Annotated in this window: 13 protein-coding genes and 5 pseudogenes; 10 read left to right on the plus strand and 8 right to left on the minus strand. The window is 71.1% G+C overall.

Going from position 1 to position 23,558, the window contains the following annotated elements; translation table 11 throughout:
• Positions 1–169 precede the first annotated feature (169 nt).
• From ACF1A1_RS15810 to ACF1A1_RS15825, 4 genes are all read right to left on the minus strand, one after another.
• A complete protein-coding gene (locus ACF1A1_RS15810; RefSeq protein WP_392000259.1) occupies positions 170–1,624 on the minus strand; it encodes an FAD-dependent oxidoreductase in 1,455 nt (484 codons plus the stop codon).
• Complete coding sequence (locus tag ACF1A1_RS15815) at positions 1,617–1,916, minus strand: (2Fe-2S)-binding protein (protein WP_392000260.1); 300 nt, start codon at positions 1,914–1,916, stop codon at positions 1,617–1,619. Before ACF1A1_RS15815 ends, ACF1A1_RS15810 begins: the two co-directional genes overlap by 8 nt.
• Positions 1,913–3,067 carry an NAD(P)/FAD-dependent oxidoreductase gene (locus ACF1A1_RS15820; protein WP_392000261.1) on the minus strand — a complete coding sequence of 385 codons (1,155 nt, stop codon included), beginning with the start codon at positions 3,065–3,067 and terminating at the stop codon, positions 1,913–1,915. The genes ACF1A1_RS15815 and ACF1A1_RS15820 overlap by 4 nt, the downstream gene beginning before the upstream one ends.
• Before the next feature lie 109 nt (positions 3,068–3,176).
• Positions 3,177–4,049 carry a hypothetical protein gene (locus ACF1A1_RS15825; RefSeq protein ID WP_392000703.1) on the minus strand — a complete coding sequence of 291 codons (873 nt, stop codon included), beginning with the start codon at positions 4,047–4,049 and terminating at the stop codon, positions 3,177–3,179.
• Between the two features lie 376 nt (positions 4,050–4,425).
• Between ACF1A1_RS15825 and ACF1A1_RS15830 the strand changes: the two genes are divergently transcribed.
• Entirely contained in the window at positions 4,426–5,145 is a 720-nt protein-coding gene (locus tag ACF1A1_RS15830) for a DNA polymerase beta superfamily protein (RefSeq protein ID WP_392000262.1), read from the plus strand.
• A gap of 539 nt (positions 5,146–5,684) precedes the next feature.
• The gene (locus ACF1A1_RS15835; protein WP_392000263.1) at positions 5,685–7,838 is read left to right on the plus strand and encodes an elongation factor G; all 2,154 of its coding nucleotides are present in this window, start codon (positions 5,685–5,687) and stop codon (positions 7,836–7,838) included.
• 189 nt (positions 7,839–8,027) lie between these two features.
• Here the strand turns inward: ACF1A1_RS15835 and ACF1A1_RS15840 are convergent, their stop codons facing one another.
• A complete protein-coding gene (locus tag ACF1A1_RS15840; RefSeq protein ID WP_392000264.1) occupies positions 8,028–9,812 on the minus strand; it encodes a coagulation factor 5/8 type domain-containing protein in 1,785 nt (594 codons plus the stop codon).
• 323 nt (positions 9,813–10,135) lie between these two features.
• Between ACF1A1_RS15840 and ACF1A1_RS15845 the strand changes: the two are divergent.
• The 6 genes and pseudogenes from ACF1A1_RS15845 to ACF1A1_RS15870 form a co-directional block, all read left to right on the plus strand.
• Positions 10,136–10,596 (plus strand): annotated as a pseudogene (locus ACF1A1_RS15845) (extracellular solute-binding protein); the annotation flags it as partial.
• A 34-nt stretch (positions 10,597–10,630) separates the two neighbouring features.
• Positions 10,631–11,470: a carbohydrate ABC transporter permease gene (locus tag ACF1A1_RS15850; protein WP_392000705.1), complete on the plus strand. Its 840-nt coding sequence runs from the start codon at positions 10,631–10,633 to the stop codon at positions 11,468–11,470.
• Between the two features lie 29 nt (positions 11,471–11,499).
• Positions 11,500–12,848 (plus strand): annotated as a pseudogene (locus tag ACF1A1_RS15855) (GH1 family beta-glucosidase).
• A 120-nt stretch (positions 12,849–12,968) separates the two neighbouring features.
• Positions 12,969–14,860, plus strand: a pseudogene (locus tag ACF1A1_RS15860) (discoidin domain-containing protein).
• A gap of 463 nt (positions 14,861–15,323) precedes the next feature.
• Positions 15,324–17,210 carry a DNA/RNA helicase domain-containing protein gene (locus ACF1A1_RS15865; protein ID WP_392000265.1) on the plus strand — a complete coding sequence of 629 codons (1,887 nt, stop codon included), beginning with the start codon at positions 15,324–15,326 and terminating at the stop codon, positions 17,208–17,210.
• A 205-nt stretch (positions 17,211–17,415) separates the two neighbouring features.
• On the plus strand, positions 17,416–19,527 hold the full coding sequence (locus ACF1A1_RS15870; RefSeq protein ID WP_392000706.1) for a DNA/RNA helicase domain-containing protein: 2,112 nt from the start codon (positions 17,416–17,418) through the stop codon (positions 19,525–19,527).
• A 53-nt stretch (positions 19,528–19,580) separates the two neighbouring features.
• On the opposite strand, the gene ACF1A1_RS15875 is transcribed toward ACF1A1_RS15870, so the two are convergent.
• Positions 19,581–19,709, minus strand: a complete 129-nt coding sequence (locus tag ACF1A1_RS15875; RefSeq protein WP_392000266.1) for a DUF6408 family protein — start codon at positions 19,707–19,709, stop codon at positions 19,581–19,583.
• Between the two features lie 529 nt (positions 19,710–20,238).
• Between ACF1A1_RS15875 and ACF1A1_RS15880 the strand changes: the two are divergent.
• A pseudogene (locus ACF1A1_RS15880) lies at positions 20,239–20,778 on the plus strand (winged helix-turn-helix domain-containing protein).
• Positions 20,775–21,323 (plus strand): annotated as a pseudogene (locus ACF1A1_RS15885) (transposase). Before ACF1A1_RS15880 ends, ACF1A1_RS15885 begins: the two co-directional pseudogenes overlap by 4 nt.
• Before the next feature lie 56 nt (positions 21,324–21,379).
• On the opposite strand, the gene ACF1A1_RS15890 reads toward ACF1A1_RS15885, so the two are convergent.
• Together ACF1A1_RS15890 and ACF1A1_RS15895 are read right to left on the minus strand one after the other, a co-directional pair.
• Positions 21,380–21,832, minus strand: a complete 453-nt coding sequence (locus tag ACF1A1_RS15890; RefSeq protein ID WP_392000268.1) for a hypothetical protein — start codon at positions 21,830–21,832, stop codon at positions 21,380–21,382.
• Between the two features lie 250 nt (positions 21,833–22,082).
• A complete protein-coding gene (locus tag ACF1A1_RS15895; protein ID WP_392000270.1) occupies positions 22,083–23,528 on the minus strand; it encodes a hypothetical protein in 1,446 nt (481 codons plus the stop codon).
• Positions 23,529–23,558 lie beyond the last annotated feature (30 nt).

Consider the following 23,558-nt stretch of genomic DNA (forward strand, 5'->3'; position numbering starts at 1 on the left):
GGGGCAGGGGCAGGGGCAGGGGGAAGGGCAGGGGCGGGGTGGCGGCAGCACGTGGTCCTGGTGGCGGACCATCCATGGGACGGACCATCCATGGGACGGGCCATCCATGGGACGGGCCATCCATGGGACGGGCCATCAAGGTGACGTCATTGAAGTGGCATGTGACATATCACTGAGGCTGTGGTGGTGGCGGCTCACCGTGGTCTCCTCGGGGGCCGGGCGGCGCGGCCAGCACGCCCAGTGGCACGGGACGGGCCAACAGCCGTCGCCCCGGGGCGAGCGCGCACCCCGCGACCCCTGCGACGCCGGGCTCGCACATCCGGCCCTGGCACCAGCCCATACCCGCCCGGGTCAGCAGCTTCACGGTGCGCAGGTCGCCCGCGCCGAGCCCGACGGCCTCGCGGACGGCACCGGCGGTGACCTCCTCGCACCGGCACACCACCGTCGCGTCGGACACCCGCTCCGCCCACCGCGCGGGCCCCGCGTACCCGCCGTCGAGTTCCGCGGAGAACGCCCGCAGCCGGGCACGGGACCGGGCGGCCGCGGCCCAGGCGCGCGGGTCGGGTGCGGTGCCGTTCAGGCGGGCGGCGGCGGACCGTCCGGCGATGTGACCCTCGGCGAGCGACAGACCCGCGCCCCCCACGCCCGTGGTCTCGCCGGCGGCCCACACGCCGGGGACGTCGGTGCGCTGTTCGTCGTCGACGTGCACGGCCGGCCCGTCGAGGCGGCAGCCGATCCCCTCGGCGAGATCCGTGTGCGGCAGCAGGCCGTGGCCGACGGCGAGGGCGTCGCAGGCCAGGCGCCGCTCGCTGCCGGGTACCGCCCGCCCCTCGGCGTCGAGTGCGGCGACGGTCACGGCCTCCACACGGTCACGGCCGTGCGCCTCCAGGACGGCGTGACGAACCATCACCCGGGTGCGGGCGAGAAGGAGCGCGACGGCGTAACCCGCGGCCTCGGTGAGCTTGGCGGGCTGTGCGACCAGGGCGCGGGCACGGCGCACGAAGTCCCCCGCTTCCCCCGACCGGCGGACGAAGGCGCGCGGGTCGGCCGACTCGACCAGTGCCGTGACGCGGGCGCCCGCCGCCGAGAGGCCGGTGGCGACGGGCAGGAGCAGGGGGCCCGTACCGGCCACGACGGCCGTGCGGCCCGGCAGGGCGAGACCGCCCTTCAGCAGGGCCTGCGCGCCGCCGGCGGTGACCACGCCCGGCAGGGTCCACCCGGGGAACGGCAGGACCTTCTCGTATCCACCGGTCGCCAGGAGCACCCCGTCGGCGTGGACCGCCACCGCCTCCTCCTGCTCCGGGCCGAGCAGCGCGTGCACCGTGAATCCGGCCGGCTCCCTCTCCACGCACCACACATGGTGGTCGCTCAGGTGTGTGACACGCCGGGCGGCGAGGTGGGCGACCAGGCCTTCGCCCAGCCGTTCCCGGGTGCGCCACTGGTGGTGGAGCGCCTGGGGGCGCCGGGCGCCGAGGCCGCGGGCGGGCCGGCGGTAGAACTGTCCTCCCGGCTCGGCGGCGGAGTCGACCAGGACGACGTGAACGCCCCGCGCGGCGGCGGCCAGGGTGGCGGCGAGCCCCGCCGGGCCGGCCCCGATCACCGCGAGCACCGGTCGTTCAGTCATCGTGGCCCGTCCCCTCCTGCGTACGGATGTCCGCGCCCGGCACGGCCGGCACCAGGCAGGCCCGCTGGTTCGGGCGGCCGTCGACGGTCACCAGACAGTCGAAGCACACGCCGATGCCGCAGAAGACCCCGCGGGGCCGGCCGCCGCTTCGCGTGGTGCGCCAGGAGGTGACGCCCGCCGACCACAGCGCGGCGGCGACCGTCTGCCCGGGCAGCGCCTCGACCTGCCGGCCGTCGAACGTGACGGTGAACGGGGTGCCGGGACGGGCCCGGACCAGCTTCAGCGGGTTCACTGCGCGGCCTCCTCGGGGAAGCGGTCGGGGCGCAACGGCGCGAGGTCCAGGTCGGGGGTCTTGCCGGTCAGGGTCTGCGCGATCAGGTGCCCGGTGCCGGTCGCGAGGCCGATGCCCGCGCCCTCGTGGCCGCAGGCGTGGAACAGGCCGGGCACCCGCGGGTCCGGTCCGACGGCGGGCAGGTGGTCCGGCATGTAGGGGCGGAAACCGAGGTAGGTGCGCATCGCCCGGACGCGCGCGAGGAAGGGGAAGAGCCGCGTCGCCCCCGCCGCCAGCTCGCGTACGACCGACAGCGAGAACGACCGGTCGAAGCCCACCCGTTCACGGCTCGCACCGATCAGGACCGGCCCGGCAGCGGTGCCCTCGACGACCGGTGAGGTTTGCAGAGCGGCCGAGCCGCTGGCGACGTCGGCCACGTAGTCGGCGGCGTACACCTTGTGTCGCACCCGGCGCGGCAGCGGCTCGGTGACCAGGACGAAGCCGCGGCGAGGCAGGACGGGCAGGGTGACTCCGGCGAGTGCGGCGACCTCGCCGCCCCAGGTGCCGGCCGCGTTCACCACGGCCGGCGCGAGGACGTCGCCGCGATCGGTGCGCACCCCGCGCACGGCGCCGTCGGACCCGCGCAGCACCCCGGTCACCGTGCGGCCGGTCGCCAGGCGCGCTCCCGAGGCCCGCAGGAGGTGGGCGGCGGCCAGGGTGGGCATGACCTGCGCGTCCTGCGGATACAGCACGCCGCCCGCGAGGTCCGGCGCCAAGTACGGTTCGGCGTCGGCGAGTCGATCGGCGGGGACGTCGGCCGTCCGCACCCCGGCCGCCCGTTGTCCCGCCGCCAGCTCGGTCAGGGCGGCCAGCGCCTCGGGCGTGGAGGCGACGACGAGGCCGCCCTTCGCCTCGTACTCGACCACCTCACCCAGCTCCTGAGCCAGTGCGCTCCACAACCGGCTCGACAGCAGGGCGAGTTCGAGCTCGGGGCCGGGCTCCTTGTCGGAGACGAGGAGATTGCCCTCGCCCGCCCCCGTCGTGCCGCCGGCCACCGGGCCCCGGTCCACCACCACGACGTCCAGCCCGGCGCGCGCCGCGTACAGCGCGCACGCGGCGCCCACCATGCCGGCGCCGACGACCACCACGTCACAGCTCGGTTGGCTGATCACAGCAGTAATATGTCACATAGTGCATGGCGGGGGAACAGGCCGACGGCAGGCGGCAGTTCGGCGGCCAGTCCGGCCAGTCCGGCCAGTCCGGCCAGTCCGGCCAGTGCGGCTAGTCCAGCTGGCCCGGCTGGGCCTTCGGGGTCCGCCCGGCCAGCACGTCCTTCAGGCGCTGGGTGCCCTGCTGCACGGCGGTCCCGGTGCTGTCGTGGTCGGCTCCGGCGAGCCCGCCGTTGGTGACCGTGATCGCGGTGGTGCCGACGCGTACGGCGGCCACGTCCAGGGTGAGCGTCACCGGGTCGCCGGCCGTGGTGCCCTTCACCGTCACCGTCAGGCCCTGCCGGGCGTCGCCCTCCTTGGGCAGCGAGGCCTCGACGACCTGGACGGTCCGTTCACCGCCGTCACCGCCGGTCACGGTGAACTGGTCGCACTTCTCGGGCAGCGACTCCAGCCAGTCCAGCGACTTGTCCAGGTCGGCCTGCCGGTAGGCGGCGACCTGGTAGAGCAGCCGGGACTCGCCCTGCTGGAACCCGGTGAGCGCCGACGCCCCGGACGGGCGGCCCAGCAGGGTGTCGTCGTAGAGCGCGTCGAGGAGGCGCTGGCAGTCGGCGGCGTCGGACTTGCCGGTGAGGAACTCGGCCGCGTCCACCTGTCCGATGAGCAGCGAGTCCCGCCAGGTCGCCGCGTTCTTCACCTGCGTCCAGTCGTCCTCCAGGTCCGCCTCCGTGACCAGCGCGCTCCGCGCGCCGGCCTCCGTCAGGTGAGGGGAGGCCGACGGGGTGGTGGTCTGCTGGGCGAGCGGTCGCTGAGGGAGGGGCAACTGGGCGAGAGGCCGTTCGGCGGCGCGCCGTTCGGTGAGGGGGGAGGCGGCGGTGTCCGCGCCGGCCGTCGCACCGCCGCCACCGCCGGAACAGGCCGCCGTGGCCAGCAGCGCCCCGGTCGCCAGGGCGGCGGCCAGGACATGGGCGGGGCGGGCCGTACGCATCGGACGAGCCGTACGAGCCAGGGCCGTGCGAGCCGTGGGCGCCGTGGGGGCCGTGGGGGCGGGGTAGGCCCGGTGGGCCGGGCGGGACGGGCGCGGGGTGGTCACGGGTGCCTCCTGAGGACGGGACGGTTCCCCGGTGCGTGCGTGCCCCGGGCGGCTGCCCCCTGCCCCTCCACCGCACCACCGGCCCGGCCGCGTGACCAGCGCACTGAGCCGGACGGGTGAACGCGCCGAGCGGGCCCAAGGAGGACCCGAAACCCGCCGCGGCCTCGAAAATGCGAGGTGACCGGGCCGGTCGCCGAGGCATCATGACGGTCCCGTCGCCCGCCCGCCCGAGGCGGCGGCAGATCACCACAGATCACCACCGGGGGCTCCTGTGACCGTCCAGAACGTCCTGCTGTCCGGGATCGTCGGCTCGACCGCCTACGGGCTCGCGCACGAAGGGTCCGACGTGGACCGACTCGGTCTGTTCGCGGCCCCCACCGAGGCGCTGCACGGCCTGCACCCGCCGAAGGAGTCCCACGTCAGTACGGCACCCGACCGCACCCTGCACGAGGCCGCGAAGTGGTGCCGGCTCGCCCTCGGCGGCAACCCCACCGTGACGGAACTCGTCTGGCTCCCCGAGGACCTGTACGAGATGCGGACCCCGCTGGGCGACGAACTCGTCGGCATCCGTACGACGTTCCTCAGCGCCCGCCGGGTCCGCGACGCTTATCTCGGCTACGCCACCCAGCAGTTCAGGAAGCTCCAGAGCCGCGGCGACGGCTCCTTCTCCGCGGACACCCGCAAACGCACCGCCAAACACGCCCGTCACCTCAAACGGCTGTGCCAGCAAGGCTACGAGCTGTATACGACGGGGCAGTTGACCATCCGCGTCGACGACCCGGAGAGCTACCACCGGTTCGGCGAGGAGGCGGCCGCGGACCCCGAGGCGGCGCTGCCGCTGCTGCGCCGGTTCGAGGCGGCGTTCGACGAGGCACGCAGCGTCCTGCCCGAACAGCCCGACGAGACAGCCGCCGACGCGTGGCTGCGGCGGGTGCGGCGGCACTTCTACGCGGCCCGGGACGCCGAGGCAGAGGTGGAGGCGCTCGCCTGACCGAGGGGGTAAGGCCGCCGCTCGCATGCCCGAGTGGGCGGGTCCCTCGGATGTCCGAGGGGGGAACTGGCGGCCCGGCACCGAGGGGGGAGCGGGCGGCCCGGCACCCGAGGGAGGCGACGGGCGGCCCGGCACCCGAGGGGGCGGGCGGCCAATAATCCCGTGCCATGCTCGCCTGTTCCCCCCTACACTCACCACACGTCCTGCGCCGCCCACGACACGGGGGGCAGCGCGTCACCGCGACGAACGAGGGGAGCCCGCCATGCGTGACCACACCGCTGTCGCCGCTCCCCGTTCCCGCTACGAGGTGATCCTCGTGTCTTCGTCCGTCCGGTGTCCGCTGCGCGGCCGACACCGGATGAGCTGACGAGCCCTCAGTACTTCGGGACCTCAGGAAACTCCGAACTTCGGACTCCGACAGTCTCATCCCCTGTGGCCATGACCTGTCCGGGCCGCAGGGGACCCGTTGATGCATCAGACACTTGCTCGTCGGAAATCGCGCTGCCCGTTCCCGGAAACACCCTGAAAGGCCAAGGGCCGTGCGCAACCACCTCGACCGTCACCTCGCCGCCGTGCGCAACCTGGGCATCCTCGCCCACGTCGACGCGGGAAAGACCACCGTCACGGAGCGGATCCTGTATGCCACCGGGACCACGCACAAGCGCGGTGAGGTCCACGACGGGACGACCGTCACCGACTTCGACCCCCAGGAGCGCGACCGTGGGATCACCATCTTCGCCGCGGCCGTCAGCTGCACCTGGGACGGACACCGCATCAACCTGATCGACACCCCGGGTCACGTCGACTTCGCCGACGAGGTGGAGCGTTCACTGCGGGTGCTCGACGGGGCGGTCGCCGTCTTCGACGCCGTCGCCGGCGTGGAACCGCAGAGCGAGTCCGTGTGGCGGCAGGCCGACCGGCACGGCGTGCCGAGGATCGCGTTCGTCAACAAGATGGACCGGGCGGGCGCCGACCTCGACACGGCCGTGGCGTCGATCCGTGGACGGCTCCACCCGGCCCCGCTGGTGGTCCAGCTGCCCATCGGCGCGGAGGACGCCTTCACCGGCGTCGTCGACCTGCTGCGCATGCGCGCGCTGATCTGGGACGACGGAGGCGGAGCGGCCGTCGACGGGCCCGTGCCGGAGGAACTGCGGGACGAGGCGCTGCGCCGGCGCCGACTGCTGGAGGAGGCGGTGGCGGAACGCCATCCGGCCGCGCTGGAGGAGTTCTGCGACCGGGAGACGCTGTCGGCCGAAACCCTCACCACCGCCCTGCGCGACCTGACCCGCACCGGCGACGGTGTGGTCGTGCTGTGCGGCTCGGCCTACCGCAACCGGGGGATCGAGCCGCTGCTCGACGCGGTGGTGGACTGTCTGCCGTCGCCCCTGGACGTGCCGGCTGTACGCGGTATGCAGCCGGGATCCGGTGCGCGGGCGGTATCCGGTGTGCAGTCGGCATCCGGTGTACGGGCGACACCCGGCGTGCAGGCGGAATCCCGTATGCACGCGGTATCCGGTATGCACCATGGCGCCGACGAGCAACGCCCCGCCGACCCCACCGCCCCCTTCGCGGCCCTCGCGTTCAAGGTCAGCGCCACCCCCACCGGCCGGCTCACCTACCTGCGGGTGTACTCCGGAACGATCGAGAAGGGAGACACGGTGTGGGACGCGACCGCGCGGCGCACCGAACGGATCGGCCGGATCCTGCGGGTCCAGGCCGACCGGCACGCGCCGTTGGAGCGCGCGGTCGCCGGGGACATCGTCGCCGTGGTGGGGCTGAAGTCGGCCCGCGCGGGCTCGACCCTGTGCGCGCCCGATGCCCCGCTCGTCCTCGAACCACCCGGTGTCGCCGATCCGGTCGTCTCGGTGGCGGTCGAGCCGCCCCGGAGCGTCGACGCCGAACGGCTGGTCTCCGCGCTCGCCCGGCTGGCCGAGGAGGACCCGTCGTTGACCGTCCGGACCGATCCCGAGACGGGGCAGACGGTGCTGTCGGGCATGGGTGAACTCCATCTGGAGGTCGCGGTGGAGAAGATCCGCCGCAGCCTCGGGCTGGAGGTCAACGTCGGCCGGCCGCGTGTCACCTACCGCGAGACGGTCGGTCGCGGGGTGTCCGGACTGGTCTTCCGGCACGTCAAACAGGACGGCGGCGCCGGGCAGTTCGCGCATGTCGTCCTTGATGTCGAGCCGCTGGAGGACGGGTTCGAGTTCCGGTCGACCGTCGTCGGCGGGAGGGTGCCGCAGGAGTACGTCCGTGCCGTCGAGGCCGGCTGCCGGGACGCCCTCGCCGAGGGTCCTCTCGGTGGGCACACGGTCACGGGGCTTCGGGTCACCCTGACCGACGGGGCGACGCACGTGAAGGACTCCTCCGAAATGGCCTTCCGCACGGCGGGCCGGCTCGGGCTGCGGGAGGCTCTCCGCGGCTGTGTGATGCTGCTGCTCGAGCCGGTCGTCGAGGTCACGGTCACCGTGCCCGAGGACGCCGTCGGCGGAGTCCTCGGCGACCTCGCGGCCCGGCGCGGCCGGGTCACGGACTCGGAGGTGCGCGGCGGCGCGGCGGTGGTGACCGCCACCGTGCCGTTGGCGGAACTGTTCGGCTACGCGACCCGGCTGCGCAGCCGCACCCAGGGCCGGGGCACCTTCACCGCCCGGCCCACGGGATACGCGCCGGCGCCGACGGTGGTGACGACGCCGTAGTCACCGAACCGGTGGCGCACGTCCTGGTCGGCTCGCACCACGAACGCGTGACGTTCGTGGTGCGAGCCGAGCGACGCGACCGGCGGCCTCAGGGATGGCGTTACGGATACGGCATCCCGGATACCGCATCCGACCCCCGACACAAGATCCCGGATACTGCATCCGAGATACCGCATCCCGCCTACAGCGTCAGGGATACGACACAACCGTCGACGGCACGGTCGAGGTGCCGGACGTCGGCGCCCCGATGTCGTTGATGACGTGCTCGTACTGGCCGTTGCCGCCGAGGGAGACCACCAGGAGGTCGTGGAACTTCACGCCCGGCGTGTTGGGGGCGGCGAAACCGTGGTGCTGGACGATGGTGGGGTCGACGTTGTAGTAGCAGTAGCTGCCCAGGCCCCAGCCTTCGTGTGTGGTCACGTTGTCGCCGACCTTGTAGGCGGCGTAGCCCTTGAGGGGGCCGTTCTGGATGGCGGCCTGGTTCGGGGCGTCGTAGGCCTTCTCGTTCTGGAAGAAGATGGTGCGGCCGCGCTGGCCGTACCACTGCACGTCGTACTTGTTGAAGTGCTCCACGAACAGGCCGGTCGCCAGCACGTCGTGGCCGTTGACGACGACGCCGTAGTCGGCCCGGTTGGTCTCCCAGCCGACGCCCTCGCCGTGGTCGGCGCGCCAGACCCAGGTGTGGTCGACGATCGTGTGGCGGTTGTTGACGACGAGACTGGTGGTGGCCTTGCCGGGGCCGGCGCCGCCGATGCGGATGAACACGTCCTGCACGGTGGTCGGGTTGGCCGAGTGGTCGCGCCACGCGCCGCGCGGCCCGATTTCGAGCAGTGTCGCGGAGTTGACGGGTCCGGCGTCGACGAGGAAGCCCGCGAGCCGGACGCCGTCGACGTCGGCGACCGTCAGTGCGGTGACGCCGTTGTCGGGGATGAGGGTGGCGTAACCGAGGCCGAGTACCACGGTGTTGGCGCGGTTCACGCGGATGGGCTGGTCCAGGTGGTAGATGCCCGGTGTCAGCAGCAGGTGCAGGCCCTGGGCGAGGGCCTGGTTGAGGGTGGCCGCCGTGACGCCCGGCTTGGCGACGTAGAAGCGTGACAGGGGGAGCGAGGTGCCGCGCGGCGTGCCGTTGCCCCAGCTGACTCCGCGCGCGTTGGTCCGCTTTTCCGGCAGGAAGACGCGGTACTCGTTGCCGTTGAGGTACAGGAACGGCTTCTCCCGTGAGACGGGCGTCGTGTCGAGGGTGGTGTACGGCGGGCTGGGGAAGCTCTGGGCCGGGGCGCCCTCGACGCCCGAGAAGACCATGTTCCACACGCCGTTGAGCCAGCTGCCGATCGCGCTGTCCCGGGTGTACCACTGCTGCTGCGAGTACGGGCCGATCTGTCCGTCGACGCGGCTGTCGGCGATGTAGCCGCCGCTCGCCCAGCCGTAGCCGCTGGGTGCGAGGTTGAGGCCACCGCGGACGTGCATGCGGCGGAAGGGGGCCGCCTGTGCGACGGCCCACCGGTTGGTGCCGTTCGCCGGGACGAGGGCCAGGTTCTCCGCCGAACGCCAGAAGTTCTGGGTGGCGTTGCCGTTGAACCAGCCGGCGTCGACCGTCACGTCGCCGTTGATGGTCGTGTCGTCGGGGGAGAGGCCGAGGCCCGCGATCGAGGTGTAGAAGCCGAGTTGGGCGTTGAGGCCGTGGTAGGTGCCGGGTTTGAACAGCAGCGCGTAGCGGCCGGTGCCGAACTGGGCCGACTCCTGTTGCCGGAACACCGCGTCCAGCCTGGTCTGGATGTCCGGGGTCGACGGGTCGAAGACGAGGACGTTCGGGCCGAGGTCGCCTCCGCCGGGAAGGGCGCGGGGGTGCTGGGCGCTCGGTGCGGCGGAAGCCGGGGCGGAGGCCAGTCCGGCCATGGCGGGCGCGGCCGCGGCGGCGGCCGCGAGGACTGTTCTGCGGCGTACGGCGGGGGAGTTCGGCGAGGTGTGGGGCATGGGGGGTCTCCTTGATGCGACGGATGATGCGACGGATGAGGCCGCGGGTGGGGCGACGGGTGAACGGCTGCGCTGCACGGAGTCGACGGCTGCGGTTCCAGGAGTGGGGCGAGCGCGGTCAACGAGTAGGCGGGCTGCGGTCAAGGAGTGAACGGTCGAGGTGCTGAGAGCGCTCTCTCGACGCTGAATGCTTCAACTGCCCGAACGCGGCGTCAAGATGTGCGACCGACTTCCCTGAGCCTTGTCGAATCTCTTGACGCGACCCCCTCCATCGTTTAACTCATCTCCTAAATTAAGTCATGATGACAACCGGGAGCCGAGCCATGCGTACCCTCCGAGCCGCGGCCGCAGGTGCCGTCGCGATGTCACTCGCTCTGGCCGTGACGCCTGTGGCGGCGGTTCGTCGACGGACGGCGGCGGGTCGAACGACGCGCCGAAGACGCTGACGTACTGGGCGTCCAACCAGGGCGCGAGCATCGAGGTCGACAAGAAGGTCCTCCGGCCGGAGCTCGACAAGTTCGAGAAGGAGACCGGGATCGAGGTGAAACTGGAGGTGGTCCCCTGGTCGGACCTGCTCAACCGGATCCTCACCGCGACCACCTCCGGTCAGGGTTCCGACGTCCTCAACATCGGCAACACCTGGTCGGCCTCGCTCCAGGCGACGGGTGCGCTGCTGCCGTGGGACGAGGCGATCTTCGCCAAAATCGGCGGCAGGGACCGCTTCGTCGCCTCCGCGCTCGGCTCGACCGGCGCGCAGGGCCAGGACCCGGCCGCAGTGCCGCTGTGACACACACGTGACGGTGTCCCGCACCTCGCCCATGGCGCCGCCGCGTTCCTTCCTGTGGTCCCGCCGGATCTTCCTCACCCTGCTCACCGGGTTCGTCCTGGTGCCGGTGTACGTGATGGTCTCCAGCTCCCTGAAGCCCCTCGCGGACGTCTCGGGCGAGTTCCGCTGGCTGCCGAGCGGCCTGACGATCCGCCCCTACATCGACATCTGGTCGACCGTCCCGCTCGCCAGGTACTTCGTGAACTCCCTGATCGTGGCGGGCGCGGCGACGGTCTGCTCGGTGGTGATCGCGGTGTTCAGCGCCTACGCGGTCAGCCGCTACACCTTCCGGGGGAAACGCGTCTTCACGGTCACGGTCCTGACCACGCAGATGTTCCCCGGCATCCTCTTCCTCCTCCCGCTGTTCCTCCTCTACGTCAACATCGGCAACGCCACCGGCATCGCCCTGTTCGGCTCGCGCGGCGGGCTGATCCTGACGTACCTGACCTTCTCCCTGCCGTTCTCCATCTGGATGCTGATCGGCTACTTCGACTCGGTGCCGCGCGACCTGGACGAGGCGGCGCTGGTCGACGGCTGCGGCCCGCTGGGCGCGCTGTTCAGGATCGTCGTGCCGGCCGCGATCCCCGGCATCGTGGCGGTCGCCGTCTACGCCTTCATGACCGCCTGGGGCGAGGTGCTGTTCGCGTCCGTCATGACCGACGACACCACCCGCACGCTCGCCGTCGGCCTCCAGGGCTACTCCACCCTCAACGACGTGTACGGGAACCAGATCATGGCCGCCTCGCTGGTCGTCAGCGTGCCCGTGGTGGCCGGCTTCCTCCTCCTGCAGCGGTATCTCGTGACCGGGCTGACGGCGGGAGCCGTGAAGTGACCGGGTCGCCCGTCTCCGAAAGGACTTCCGTGACCATCGACCTCGCCGCACTCCCGCCCGACTTCCTGTGGGGCACGGCCACCTCGGCGTACCAGATCGAGGGAGCCGTGGCGGAGGACGGCCGTTCGCCGTCGATCTGGGACACCTTCTCGCACACCCCGGGGAAGATCGCCGGCGACGACCACGGCGACATCGCCTGCGACCACTACCACCGCTGGCGCGAGGACATCGCCCTGATGCGCCGGCTCGGCACCAACGCCTACCGGTTGTCGCTCGCCTGGCCGCGGGTGGTGCCGGGCGGCGACGGCCCGCCCCACCCCAAGGGCCTCGCTCCTACGACGAGTTGATCGACGGCCTGCTGGCGGCGGGCATCACCCCGTCCGTCACCCTCTACCACTGGGACCTGCCCCCAGGTGCTCCAGGACCGCCGCGGCTGGCCCGAACGCGACACCGCCGAGCACTTCGCCGCGTACGCCTCGGTCGCGGCGGAGCGGCTGGGCGACCGCGTCACCCACTGGGCCACCCTCAACGAACCCCTGTGCTCGGCGTGGATCGGCCACCTCGAAGGCAGGATGGCGCCCGGCCTGACCGACCTGACCGCCGCCGTCCGCGCCTCCTACCACCTGCTCCTGGGCACGGCCTCGCCGTGCAGGCGATCCGGGCGGCGACGCCCGGCGCCGAGATCGGCATCGTCAACAACCTCTCGACCGTCCATGCGGCGACCGACCGCCCCGAGGACGTGGCCGCCGCCCACCGCATGGACGGCCACACCAACCGCTGGTGGCTCGACCCGGTCCACGGCCGCGGCTTCCCTGCTGACATGCGCGAGGTCTACGGCGTCGAACTCCCGGAGAGCACCGGCGACTTGGCGACGATCGCCGCACCCCTCGACTGGCTGGGGCTGAACTACTACTTCCCGGCGACCGTCGCCGACGACCCCGCTCCGCACGCCCGTTCCGTACGCCGCCCCGGTGTCCCGCGCACCGGCATGGACTGAGAGGTCGACCCGAACGGCATCGAGACGCTGCTGCTGCGCCTGACCGACGAGTACGGCGCCCGCCGCCTGTACGTGACGGAGAACGGCTCCGCCTACCCGGACGTCGTCCGCCCCGACGGCACCGTCGACGACCCCGAACGCCGGGCCTACCTCACCGGCCATCTCGCCGCCTGCGCCTCCGCCGCCCGCAACGGCGCCCCGCTGGCCGGCTACTTCGCCTGGTCGCTGCTGGACAACTTCGAGTGGGCGTACGGCCACGACAAGCGCTTCGGCCTGGTCCACGTCGACTACCGCACCCAGACCCGCACGATCAAGGGCACCGGACGCCACTACGCGGACATCATCCGCAGACACCGGGAGGGGACGGCGAAGGCGGCCTGACCACCCCCTCGCCGTGGTGGGCGTTGTCGCGGGAGCCCGCGCCCACCAAGCCCCCCTCCTGGATTGTCATGAGCGCGCCATTGGTGTCACCTGTTCCGCCCTTCAACCGAGGAGAGCCGCATGTCGCCCAGCACGTCTCGCACTCCCCGCACCCTGCTGACGGCCCTCGCCGCCCTGGCCCTGCTGTCCGCGGGCCCGGCCCTCACCCCGCCGGCCGCCGCCGCGCCCGCCGCCCCCGGGGCCGCCGCCTGGGACACCGACCGCGCTGCGGCCGCGTACGTTGTCAGCCCGGCCGCCGTCACCGCCTCCGGCAGCGAGAGCGCCGCCACGGCGCCCGGCCTCGCCTTCGACGGCAACGCCGCCACCCGCTGGTCCAGCGACTTCGCCGACGACGCCTGGATCCGCGTCGACCTCGGCACGACGATCCGCGTCGACCGCGTCGTCCTGGACTGGGAGGTGGCCTACGGCAAGCGCTACGTCCTGGAGGCGTCGAAGAACGGCACCGACTGGACCCCTTCTCCGCGGAGACCGCCGGCGCGGGCGGCACGGTCACCGCGCACACCTACCCCCAGGAGGTGACGGGCCGGTACGTACGCCTGCGTGGCCTGGAGCGCGGCACGCCGTACGGCTACTCGCTCTGGTCCTTCCGGATCTACGGCGGCGAGCCCGCCCCCGCCTCCACCACCCGCACCAACCTGGCCCTGAACCACCCGGCGTACGCCAACTACTACCAGCACGCGGGCACCTCACCGGCGTTCGTCACCGACGGCGGCTGGCCGGCGAACCTCAAGGACGACGCCACCCGCTGGTCGAGCGACTGGAACGCGGACCGCTTGATCTCGGTCGACCTGGGCGCCACGGCGACGATCGACACCGTGGACCTGTACTGGGAGGCGGCGTATGCGGTCGACTATCGCCTGCAGGTGTCGGACGACAACCGTATATGGCATACCGTCCACCAGCCGTCGACCGCCGACATCGCGGCCCGCCGCGCGAACGTCAAGCCGCCGTCGGAGGCGGTCGGCCTGCACGACACCGTGAAGCTGCCGCAACCGGTCACCGGCCGCTACGTCCGCGTGCTCGGCAAGGAACGCCGCTCCTTCCACAACCCGGCCCCCCACACCGCCCAGTTCGGCTACTCGCTCTACCAGTTCCAGGTCTGGGGCACGGGCGGCAGCGCCTCCGCCGCCTACCCGGCGCTCCCCGGCGAACAGGGAGGGACGTACCGGACGACGTTCTTCGACGACTTCACCACCGCCTCCCTCGACCGCTCCAAGTGGCGCGTCGTCCGCACCGGCACCGAGATGGGGTCGGTCAACGGCGAGGCGCAGGCGTACGTCGACTCGACAGAGAACATTGGCAACGAGAACGGAAACCTGGTCCTGCGGGCCGCGTACTGCAAGGGCTGCACCCGGGCGGGCGGCGCCACCTACGACTTCACCTCCGGCCGCATCGACACCCACACGAAGCTCGACTTCACCTACGGCCGGGTGAGCGCACGGATGAGACTCCCGGTCGGTGACGGTTTCTGGCCCGCGTTCTGGCTCCTGGGCAGCGACGTCGACACCCCGTCGGCCGGCTGGCCCGACTCCGGCGAGACCGACATCATGGAGAACGTCGGCTACGCCGACTGGACGAGCAGCGCCCTGCACGGCCCCGGCTACTCCGCCGACGGCAACATCGGCGCCCGCCAGACCTACCCGGACGGCGGCCGCGCCGACCAGTGGTACACGTACGCCGTGGAGTGGACACCGACGGGCATGCGCTTCTTCGTCGACGACCGGCTGGTACAGGAGACGACCTGCAACAAGCTGGAGTCGACGCGAGGGCAGTGGGTCTTCGACCACCAGCAGTACGTGATCCTCAACCTCGCCCTGGGCGGCGCCTACCCGGCCGGCTGGAACCAGGTCACCACCCCCTACTGGGGCCTGCCGCAGTCGAGCGTGGACCGGATCGCGGGTGGGGGAGTGCGGGCGGAGGTGGACTGGGTGCGGGTGGAGCAGAAGGGGTAGTCGCCGGGCAGGGACTCGACGGCCTGGAGGGTGGGCGCTGCAAGGCTCGCCCCACTGCCCATCTCCACCGCACCGGTCGGCAGGGCACGACTGGGGCATGCCGCGTGTCTGGGACGGCCGCGCCCTGGCTTGTCCGAGGAGATCCTCATGCCAGCCGTCCGCGTCCAGCTCCGACCCCATCCTTCGGGGCCGTGGGACGGGGGGAGGCACGATTTCGGACCGCGGAGTCCACTCGAGCCGTCCCGCAGGCCACGGACGCGATGGCCGGGCGTGCACTCCGGCCGGATACCATCGCCCCTGCTGAGCCGACCGCATCCAAGGCTCCGGCGCCGCTGTCGGCACCGCCAGGTACCCTCGAACACATCGTCAACGCGGCCCGACGGGCTTCCGCTCCACCCCGGTGGGGTTTCGAAGGACATGCCCCCACCCGCACGAGTCTCTTCGTGCTGCCCGGGGGAAGTCCTTGCTGTTCCGCGCGTCTGCGAAAACGGTTGCCTTCATGGCGCTCGACGGTTCGTTGTTCCTGCACCTCACCGACAAGTTCGTCCATATGCACGGCTATCGGCCCGGCACATCGGAGGTGCGCTCCTGGGAGCGCAGCATCCCCGTCCTGGCCGCCGCGCTCAACGACGCGGGCCTGGGAGACGTGGAGGTCATGCTGGAGTACGCGCTCCCCTTGAACAGCAAACGCGCCGACGTCGTCCTCGCCGGAGTCCACCCGGCCACGGGGGAGCCGTCGTACGTCGTGGTGGAGCTCAAGCAGTGGAGCCAGGCCCTTCCCCACGAGGACGACCCCACCCTGTGCCACGTCGATGCCTACCCCCACCCGGTCCTCAACCCGATCGAGCAGGTCCGCCGCTACTGCGAGTACCTCGTCAACTTCAATGGGGCGGTGGCCGAACACGGCCATCGGGTCAACGGGGTGGCGTTCCTGCACAACGCCACCGAGTTCGGGGTGACCGGCCTGCGCGAGATCGAGCGAGACGGCCGCGGACTGCTCTTCACAGGGGAACGCCGCGGTGCCTTCCTCAACCATCTCCGTACGAGGCTGAGCGACGAGCACCCGGGGGCAGGGGCGGCGGACGAACTGTGCGCAGGCGCCGCCGTGCCGTCGAAGCAGCTGATGTCCGTGGCCGCCGAAGAGGTGCGGGAGCGAACGCAGTTCGTGCTCCTCGATGAGCAGCAGGTCGCCTACCGCATGGTGCTCAACGCAGTGCAGAAGGCGAAGAACGCCGACCGCAAAGAAGTCGTCATCGTCACCGGAGGCCCCGGCACCGGCAAGAGCGTGATCGCCCTCCAACTGCTCGGCGAGCTGTACCGGCGCGGGGTTCCGGCACTGCACGCCACCGGCTCCCAGTCGTTCACCAAGACGATGCGGAAGGTCGCCGGGGCGCGCAAGCGCGAAGTGCAGGACCTGTTCAAGTACTTCAACAGCTTCATGACGACCGAGAAGAACAGCCTGGGCGCCCTGATCTGTGACGAGGCCCACCGCATCCGGGAGACCTCGGCCAACCGCTACACCCGCGCCGAGCACCGGACCGGCAGGGCGCAGATCGACGAACTCATCGACGTCGCCTACGTGCCCGTCTTCTTCCTCGACGAGCACCAGGTCGTGCGGCCCGGTGAGATGGGCACCGTCGCCGACATCAAGGCGGCGGCGGCGAAGCGAGACATCCCCTGCCATGTCGTACCGCTGGACAGCCAGTTCCGCTGCGGCGGCAGCGACGCCTACCTGCGCTGGGTGGTCCGACTCCTCGGACTGGAGCCCGGCGGGCCGGTCACCTGGGAGCCCGACGGCCGTATGCGGCTTCTGGTCGCCGACAGCCCTCAGGAGATGGAGGCGTTTTTGGAGGCCCGCCGGGCTCAGGGCTTCGGCGCGCGCATGTCCGCCGGTTACTGCTGGCGCTGGTCCCCCGAGCCCAGGCCCGGCGCCCCGCTGCCGCCCGACGTCGTCATCGGCGACTGGGCCCGCCCCTGGAACCTGCGCGGTGATCGCTCCGTCTCCGGAGCGCCCCCGGCCGCCCTGTGGGCCACCGACCCGGCCGGCTTCGGCCAGGTCGGCTGCGTCTACACCGCCCAGGGCTTCGAGTACGACTGGTCCGGCGTCATCATCGGCCCCGACCTGCTCTGGCGCGGCACCCGCTGGGTCACCGACCGTGCGGCGTCGAAGGACCCGGTCTTCAAGCGGTCCACCTCCGACGCCGACGTGGACCGCCTGATCCGCAACACCTACAAGGTGCTTCTGACACGGGGCATGGTCGGCACCATCGTGTACTCGACGGACCCGGAGACGCGGGAGAAGCTGCGGGGACTCGTGGGAGGTTCAGCGCGGGAATCGGCTGCGGTGTGACAGCGGAGCGCACGGCCGGAGAAGCGCGCTTGTCGTGAATCGGCCAAGCCATTCCATGGAACAAGCCGAAAGGCGTACGTCGTTCCCGGGACGAGGGGCGCCTGTCTAAGATCACTTACACCGGTCGCGGCCCGACGGGCTTCCTGAGTGGACACGCCCCCACCCGCACGAGTTACTCGTGCCCTGGGGGAACCTCCTCGTGTCCATGCTCCTGCTGCGATTGGCGGCGCGGGACTTGCTGGCTCTGCACGCACGGCGCCGCCTGGTGCCGCACCTGGCCGCCCGATGGGTGCACTTCGGGCGAGGCGAGTCCTCTGACGGCGAGCGCTCCGCGTGGGCCAGGAGCCTTGTCTCCCTCGCTGAGGATCTGGTGGCCGCCGAGCGGGGCAACGTCGAGATGATCGTCGAATGCTCGCCAACCGTGGAGGAATCCGAAGGTCCGGGCGCAGACGGGCAGATCGACGTGGTTCTCGTGGGCAGGCACCCCACGGAAGGCACCCTTTCCGTGCAGCTCGTCGAGTTGAAGCAGTGGTCGGCGGTGACCCGGGTGGAGGCCGCGACGGCTGAGCTCGTCTACGTTGACGGGATCGACGATCCCGTGAAACACCCTGCCCGCCAGCTCGGTGAATACCACGCGCTGTTCACCGGCCCCGCAGGCCCGTTGAGCGGGCTGCAGTTCGAATGCGGTGGTTTCGCGTATCTTCACAACGCCACGGACGAATCCGTTCGACCACTGCTGAATGTCGACGCGCCCACGGGCCCCTACGCCCATACGTACACGAGTGACACCCGGGCCAGGCTTCTCAACGACCTGCGGCGCCACTTCACCGCCGAGGACGACTACTCGGCGGCCGAGTACATACTGCACCGGATGAACCTCCGGAATACGCCGCTTCTCGACGCCATGGTCAACTCCTCCGGAGAGGACACGGTTTTCACCTTGCGGGGGCGTCAGAGGAAGGTGGTCGAGGACGTGCTCGAGGCTTCAGAGCTGATTCTGGACAGTCCGGACCGAGAGGCGATCGTGCCCCGTCCGCAGCATGCCGTCTTCCTGATCACGGGAGGACCCGGCACCGGGAAGAGCGCCATCGGGTTGCAGCTGCGCGCCGATCTCGAAGCCGCCGGTCGAACGGTGAAGTACGCGAGTGGTTCGCGCGCCTTCAACGCCGCGATCAAGGAGAACGTCGGGTACACCGAGGCCGAGTTTCGGGAGCGCTTCGCGTACTTCAGCAGTTTCGTGAAAACGCCGAGTCCGCCGCTTGACGTGTTGATCTGCGACGAGGCGCACCGGCTACGGGACAGGACCACCAACTGGCGCCTTCCTGCGGAGAAGCAGGGCACCAAGGCACAGGTGGACGAACTGCTCGACGCATCACGTCTGACCGTCTTCTTCCTCGACGCCGGCCAGACCGTGCGCCCGCACGATGTCGGCACCGTGGAACTCATCGAGGACGCCGCGCGACGCCGCGATGCGGTCGCCCGTCGCTACCATCTGGTGGATCAGTACCGATGCGGAGGCAGTGACGCCTACCTCCGCTGGGTTCGAGCGTTGCTCGGCGTTTCGACGCAGGAGCCGCACGAATGGGTTCCGGACGGTCTCATGCACATCGAGGTCGTCGACACACCCGACGAGATGGAGCACATCGTCCGCACCGAGTTCGCGGCAGGGGCGACCGCCCGGATGGTGGCCGGGTTTTGCTGGCCCTGGAGCAAGCCGGACGAGAACAAGAACCTCGAGAACGACGTGCGCATCGGTGGCTGGCACCGCCCGTGGAACGCGTCGAGTGAGTCCTTCTGCGCCAATGGCGAGCCACCGTCGAAGATCTGGCCCGTACACGATGCCGGTATCGGGCAGATCGGCTGTGTCTACACCGCACAAGGGCTCGAGTGGGACTGGTGCGGGGTGATCATGGGTGATGACATGGTCTGGCGTACCGACCGCTGGGTCTTCCGGCGGGGAAAGCAGCGCAAGGGTCCGAAAGCCGGTGTCATGCGGGTCGCGAAGCCGGGGTCGCTTGATCCGAAGGTTCGGACCAGCACCCTGGACGACGCGGAGTTCGAGCGCTGTGTCCGTCACGCCTACCATGTCCTGCTGACCAGAGCGAGCCGGGCGACCGTCCTCTACTCCACCGACGAGGAGACCCGGCGGCACCTCAGGAAACTGGTCGGGGAGACCGACGTGCAGGGGCTCCGGCCGGCTCAGTCGACCATCCCGCCCGAGCTGAGGATCACGCGGCGCAGCGGGGCGGCACGGAGCCGCAGGGCGCGACGAGCACAGAGCAAGGCCAAGCTGAAGAACGAGATGATGTTGTTCTGAGCCCTGCGTACGAGGTGGAGTGGCGGGCCCCCGGTGCCCGCCACTCGCCTGCTTCAGAAGAGCAGGTGCGCTGCCGACATCATCGCGGCCACCAACAGGTTGGCGACGACATTGATGGCGACGTCCACCAGGACCTTACGGAGCCGGGCGAAACGCGCAGGCTTGTACTCGGCAGGGTTCATGTGTGACCACTCCTTGGCGGTGAGCAGGAATGGTGGGGGGACGGCCCACCGGGCATCCGCTCACACACCGCGCGAACTCGCGCGGCGATTCACCACCACTGCTCACATGCCGCCGACTGGCGCATGAACTCCGCGCTCGTACCCCCTCCGGGAGGATGCGCAGCACAAGTAACCCTACTGCACGTCCAGTTGTGCACCGCATCAAAAGGTTGCTCGGCGATCGTGTCCCCAACTGGTCTCGCAGAGCGACTGCTCCCGCGAGCTACGGCTCGGGTTTCGTCCCCGTCCGCGCGGCCGGAACGGCCGGGCCGTCGGGGAGCAAGCCGCTGTCGACGGCGGCGACTGTCCTCGCCGGGCTGAGAGCGCTGACTGTGCCGCCCGGCGGTCGGTTCTCGTGCCGATCCCGGGCGCCGGCAGTCCGTCGGGAACGCAGCCCGGCGCGAGGCCGCCGTGCTCTGCCGTTACTGACCTTTGCGGCGGGATGTCGTTGAGGGCTGACGCGGTGTGATCGTCGCGGTATGCCTGTTGTGTGAGATATCCGCAGGGTGGTGGGCTGATGCCGGAACGGCAGGCGTTTCGCGAGCGGATCCGGCTGGAGGCCGCGGAGCGATTCGCTGCGGGTGCCTCCAATGCCGAGGTCGCCAAGGACTTACGGGTGAGTGTGCGCTCGGTGCAGCGCTGGCGCCGAGCCTTGCACGACGCCGGCACCGAGGGGCTGCGGTCTGCCGGGCCCGTGTCACGGCCCAAGCTGAGTGAGGCCCTGTTCACCGTGCTCGAGCAGGAGCTCGCCAAGGGGCCGGCGCGCACGGCTGGCCGGACCAGACGTGGACACTGGCGCGGATCAAGACGCTGATCGGGCGCCGGTTCCTACAAGAGCATGACGCTGTCGGCGATCGCACGGATGCTGCACCGGCACGGCTTCAGCCACCAGGTCCCGGCCCGCCGAGCGGCCGAGCGCGACGAGGACGCCGTGGCGGGCTGGGTGAAGGAGACCTGGCCGCAGGTGGAAGCACCGTGGCGGCGCTCGACGCCTGGCTGTGCTTCGAAGACGAAGCCGGCTTCTCGATGACGCCGCCCACCGCACGGACCTGGGCCCGGCACGGACGCACACCCGTCATCCGGGTCCGGGGACGCTCCCGGCGCCGCTTCTCCATCGCCGCTCTGGCCTGCTAGAGACACGGTGAACGCTCACGGCTGATCTACCCGCCCGCGCGGCATCTCGATCACAAGCGTGGCGGCAGACGCAGTTTCACCTGGACCGACTACCGCGACCTGCTCATCGCCGCACACCAGCAACTCGGCGCACCCATCGTGCTCGTGTGGGACAACCTCAACGTCCACAAGGACCGCCGACTACGGCAGTTCATCGACACCCACGACTGGATCACCTGCTACTTCCTGCCGGCCTACGCACCGGACCTCAACCCCGTCGAGGGCATCTAATCCCTGCTGCGGCGCAGCAGCCAGGTCAACACCGCCTTCACCGACCCCCACCACCTCATCAGCACGCTCCGCCATGGCCTCCGCCAGATCCAGTACCGCAGCAACCTCATCAACGGATGCCTCGCCGAAACCAGCCTTACCTTGACGACATCACGGCGACAACGTCAGTAGTGTGTCTGTCCCGGCGGCGGTGCTGCAGTACGCCACCGGGATGATGGCCGGCTGCGTCAGTTGGCCAGGGCGACCCGCTCGACGTGGGCGACCTTGATGGACTCGATGTCGGCCAGGCTGTGGTCGCCGTCGAGGTCCGTGTACTCGTCGAACTCGCCCGTGTCGGCGTCCGACTTGCCCGGGGCGAGGTGGGTGGCGCTGATGAACGCCTGGCCGACGAAATCGCCGTCCTCGTCGAAGCCGTTGACGATCACGGCGTAGTTGGCGGGTTCGTCACCCTTGTTGGTGATCTTGTAGATGAACTCGTAGGCGCTGGTGGCGTCGCAGTCGTTGTAGGTGAACTCGTCGGTGTCGTCGCACTCCTCGCCGTCGTCGAGCAGGCTGTTCTCGCTCTCCGTGAGCTTGCCGCCCGAGACCTCGGCATGACTCAGGGGGTCGTCAGCCGCCGTCAGGGCCCACCAGGTGACGCCTCCGCCGACGAGCAGGACCGCGACGACGGCGGTGGCCATGAGGGCACGCTTGCGGGTTCGACGCCGCGGGAGGGCCGTCGGGGCCGGGGGAGCGGTGGGCGGTGCGGTGGGAAGTGGGGGCTGGGGGGTGGCCGCGGCCGGAACCGGGGCCGGAACCGGGGCCGGGGGCGCGGGTGCGGTCTCCGGTCTTTCGGGCGCGTTGTCGGTCATGTGGCGACTCCTTGTCGGGGTGGTGTGTCCTGTGGGCGGCCGCAGATGAGCTGTTGGTCGGCCGGATGGGGCGGTGGGTTCAGGGGGTGGTGGCGGTGTCCTCGCGCACTTCGCCCTGCGCCGTGCGCAGGCGGAGGCCGGTGCCGGCCAGGAGGAGCAACGCGGAGAGAGCGGAAGTGACGCAGGCGGCCACGAAGACGTCGGACGTCTCGTCCGCGAACATGCCGGCGGCAGCGAGAGCGAGGAACACCCCGAAGGCCTGCGGGCCGGTGCCGGAGGGCATCGGGCTCGGCGTCCGCCGGCGTCTGCGGGGGATCCACAGGCGCAGGAGTTCTACGGTGGCCGCGAGGGCCAGCAGCCGGGAGGTGATCATCAGCTCCAGGGGAGCGGTGTTGTCGTCCAGTTCACCGACTCCGACCACGGTCGTGAGGCCGAAGTAGAGGATCGGCACGAGCCATCCGAGGCCGGCACGGACTTTGGGGACGGGGACGGGGACGGGGGCGGAGTCGGGGGTGGGGGCGGTCGTCGGGTTGGGCTGGGTGAGGCCGACCGGCTTGCGGGGAGTGGGGATGGCGGGCAGGGCGGGGACCGGTCGGAGTGCGCGGGACTGGGCGCGGCGGATGCGGCGGCCCGCGTCGCCGTAGCGGTCCAGGTGGGTGGACAGTTCCGCCTGGAGTGCGAGGAGTTGTTCCGCCATCGCGTCGAACTCGGCTCGCTGTTCGGCGGCGAGGCGGGCGGCTTCACGCTCGGTGGCGGTGAGGCGGGTGAGGGCCTCGGTGTGGAGGCGTACGGCTTCGGTGCGGGCCGCTTCCGCCGTGTGCGGTGCCTGGGTCAACTCCTCTCGCAGGCGGGTGCGTTCGGCCTCGATGATCTCGGAGATGCGGTGGCGTTCGTCCGGGGGGAGTTCGCGCGGGGCACGAGCCTCGGCGCGGGCGACGGCCGCCCGGCGCCACTCCATCAGGGGGCGCCCCCGGTGCTCGCCGATGCCGTTGATGTGGACCCTGCCGCCGTGCGTGCGGTGGATGTAGAGGACCTCGCCGCCCTTGCCGTTCGGTGCCTTGCCCCAGCTGACGCGCTTGAAGTCGGCGGCCGTGCCGATGCCTTGGGCGGAGAGCGCGCGGACCAGTCCGCTGCCGATGCCGTTCACCTGGCTCGCGGTGAGCCGGGTGCTGTTGAGCGTGCGCTCGACGGACTCACGGCGCAGGACGGCCAAGGCTTGTCTCTCCTGGCTCTCGCGCTTGCCGTCGAGGCCGTTCAGCCGGCGGGTGAGGGAGCGTTGCCGGCGGGCCTGCTTCTCGTGGATGCGTTGCAGGGCCTTGGCGTGGGCGGCTTCCGCGCGGGTGCGGTCCCTTGACTCGCGGTTCAGGCGGCGCCGGTCGGCGACCTCGAAGCCGCGGCGCTTGTCGAGGAGGCGGCGGAGGGCGCGGATCGATTCGATCAGGCGGCGGCGTTCGGCGCGTGTCTCCGCCGGGGAGGGCGGGACGGGGGAGAGGCCGTCCCGCTGCGGGGTCGTGCTGTTGATCAACTGGGGTCTCGCTCAGGGGACGGGGTGTCT

Origin of the sequence: Streptomyces sp. NPDC014995 (genome assembly GCF_043080745.1) — a bacterium.
Lineage (GTDB): Bacteria > Actinomycetota > Actinomycetes > Streptomycetales > Streptomycetaceae > Streptomyces.

Bases quoted from the DNA above. Each gene is read 5' to 3' on its own strand.
- ACF1A1_RS15850 (WP_392000705.1), top strand. From the start codon at position 10,631: ATGGCGCCGCCGCGTTCCTTCCTGTGGTCCCGCCGGATCTTCCTCACC.
- ACF1A1_RS15875 (WP_392000266.1), bottom strand. From the start codon at position 19,709: ATGAACCCTGCCGAGTACAAGCCTGCGCGTTTCGCCCGGCTCCGTAAG.
- ACF1A1_RS15870 (WP_392000706.1), top strand. From the start codon at position 17,416: ATGCTCCTGCTGCGATTGGCGGCGCGGGACTTGCTGGCTCTGCACGCA.
- ACF1A1_RS15825 (WP_392000703.1), bottom strand. From the start codon at position 4,049: ATGCGTACGGCCCGCCCCGCCCATGTCCTGGCCGCCGCCCTGGCGACC.
- ACF1A1_RS15840 (WP_392000264.1), bottom strand. From the start codon at position 9,812: ATGCCCCACACCTCGCCGAACTCCCCCGCCGTACGCCGCAGAACAGTC.
- ACF1A1_RS15810 (WP_392000259.1), bottom strand. From the start codon at position 1,624: ATGACTGAACGACCGGTGCTCGCGGTGATCGGGGCCGGCCCGGCGGGG.
- ACF1A1_RS15890 (WP_392000268.1), bottom strand. From the start codon at position 21,832: ATGGCCACCGCCGTCGTCGCGGTCCTGCTCGTCGGCGGAGGCGTCACC.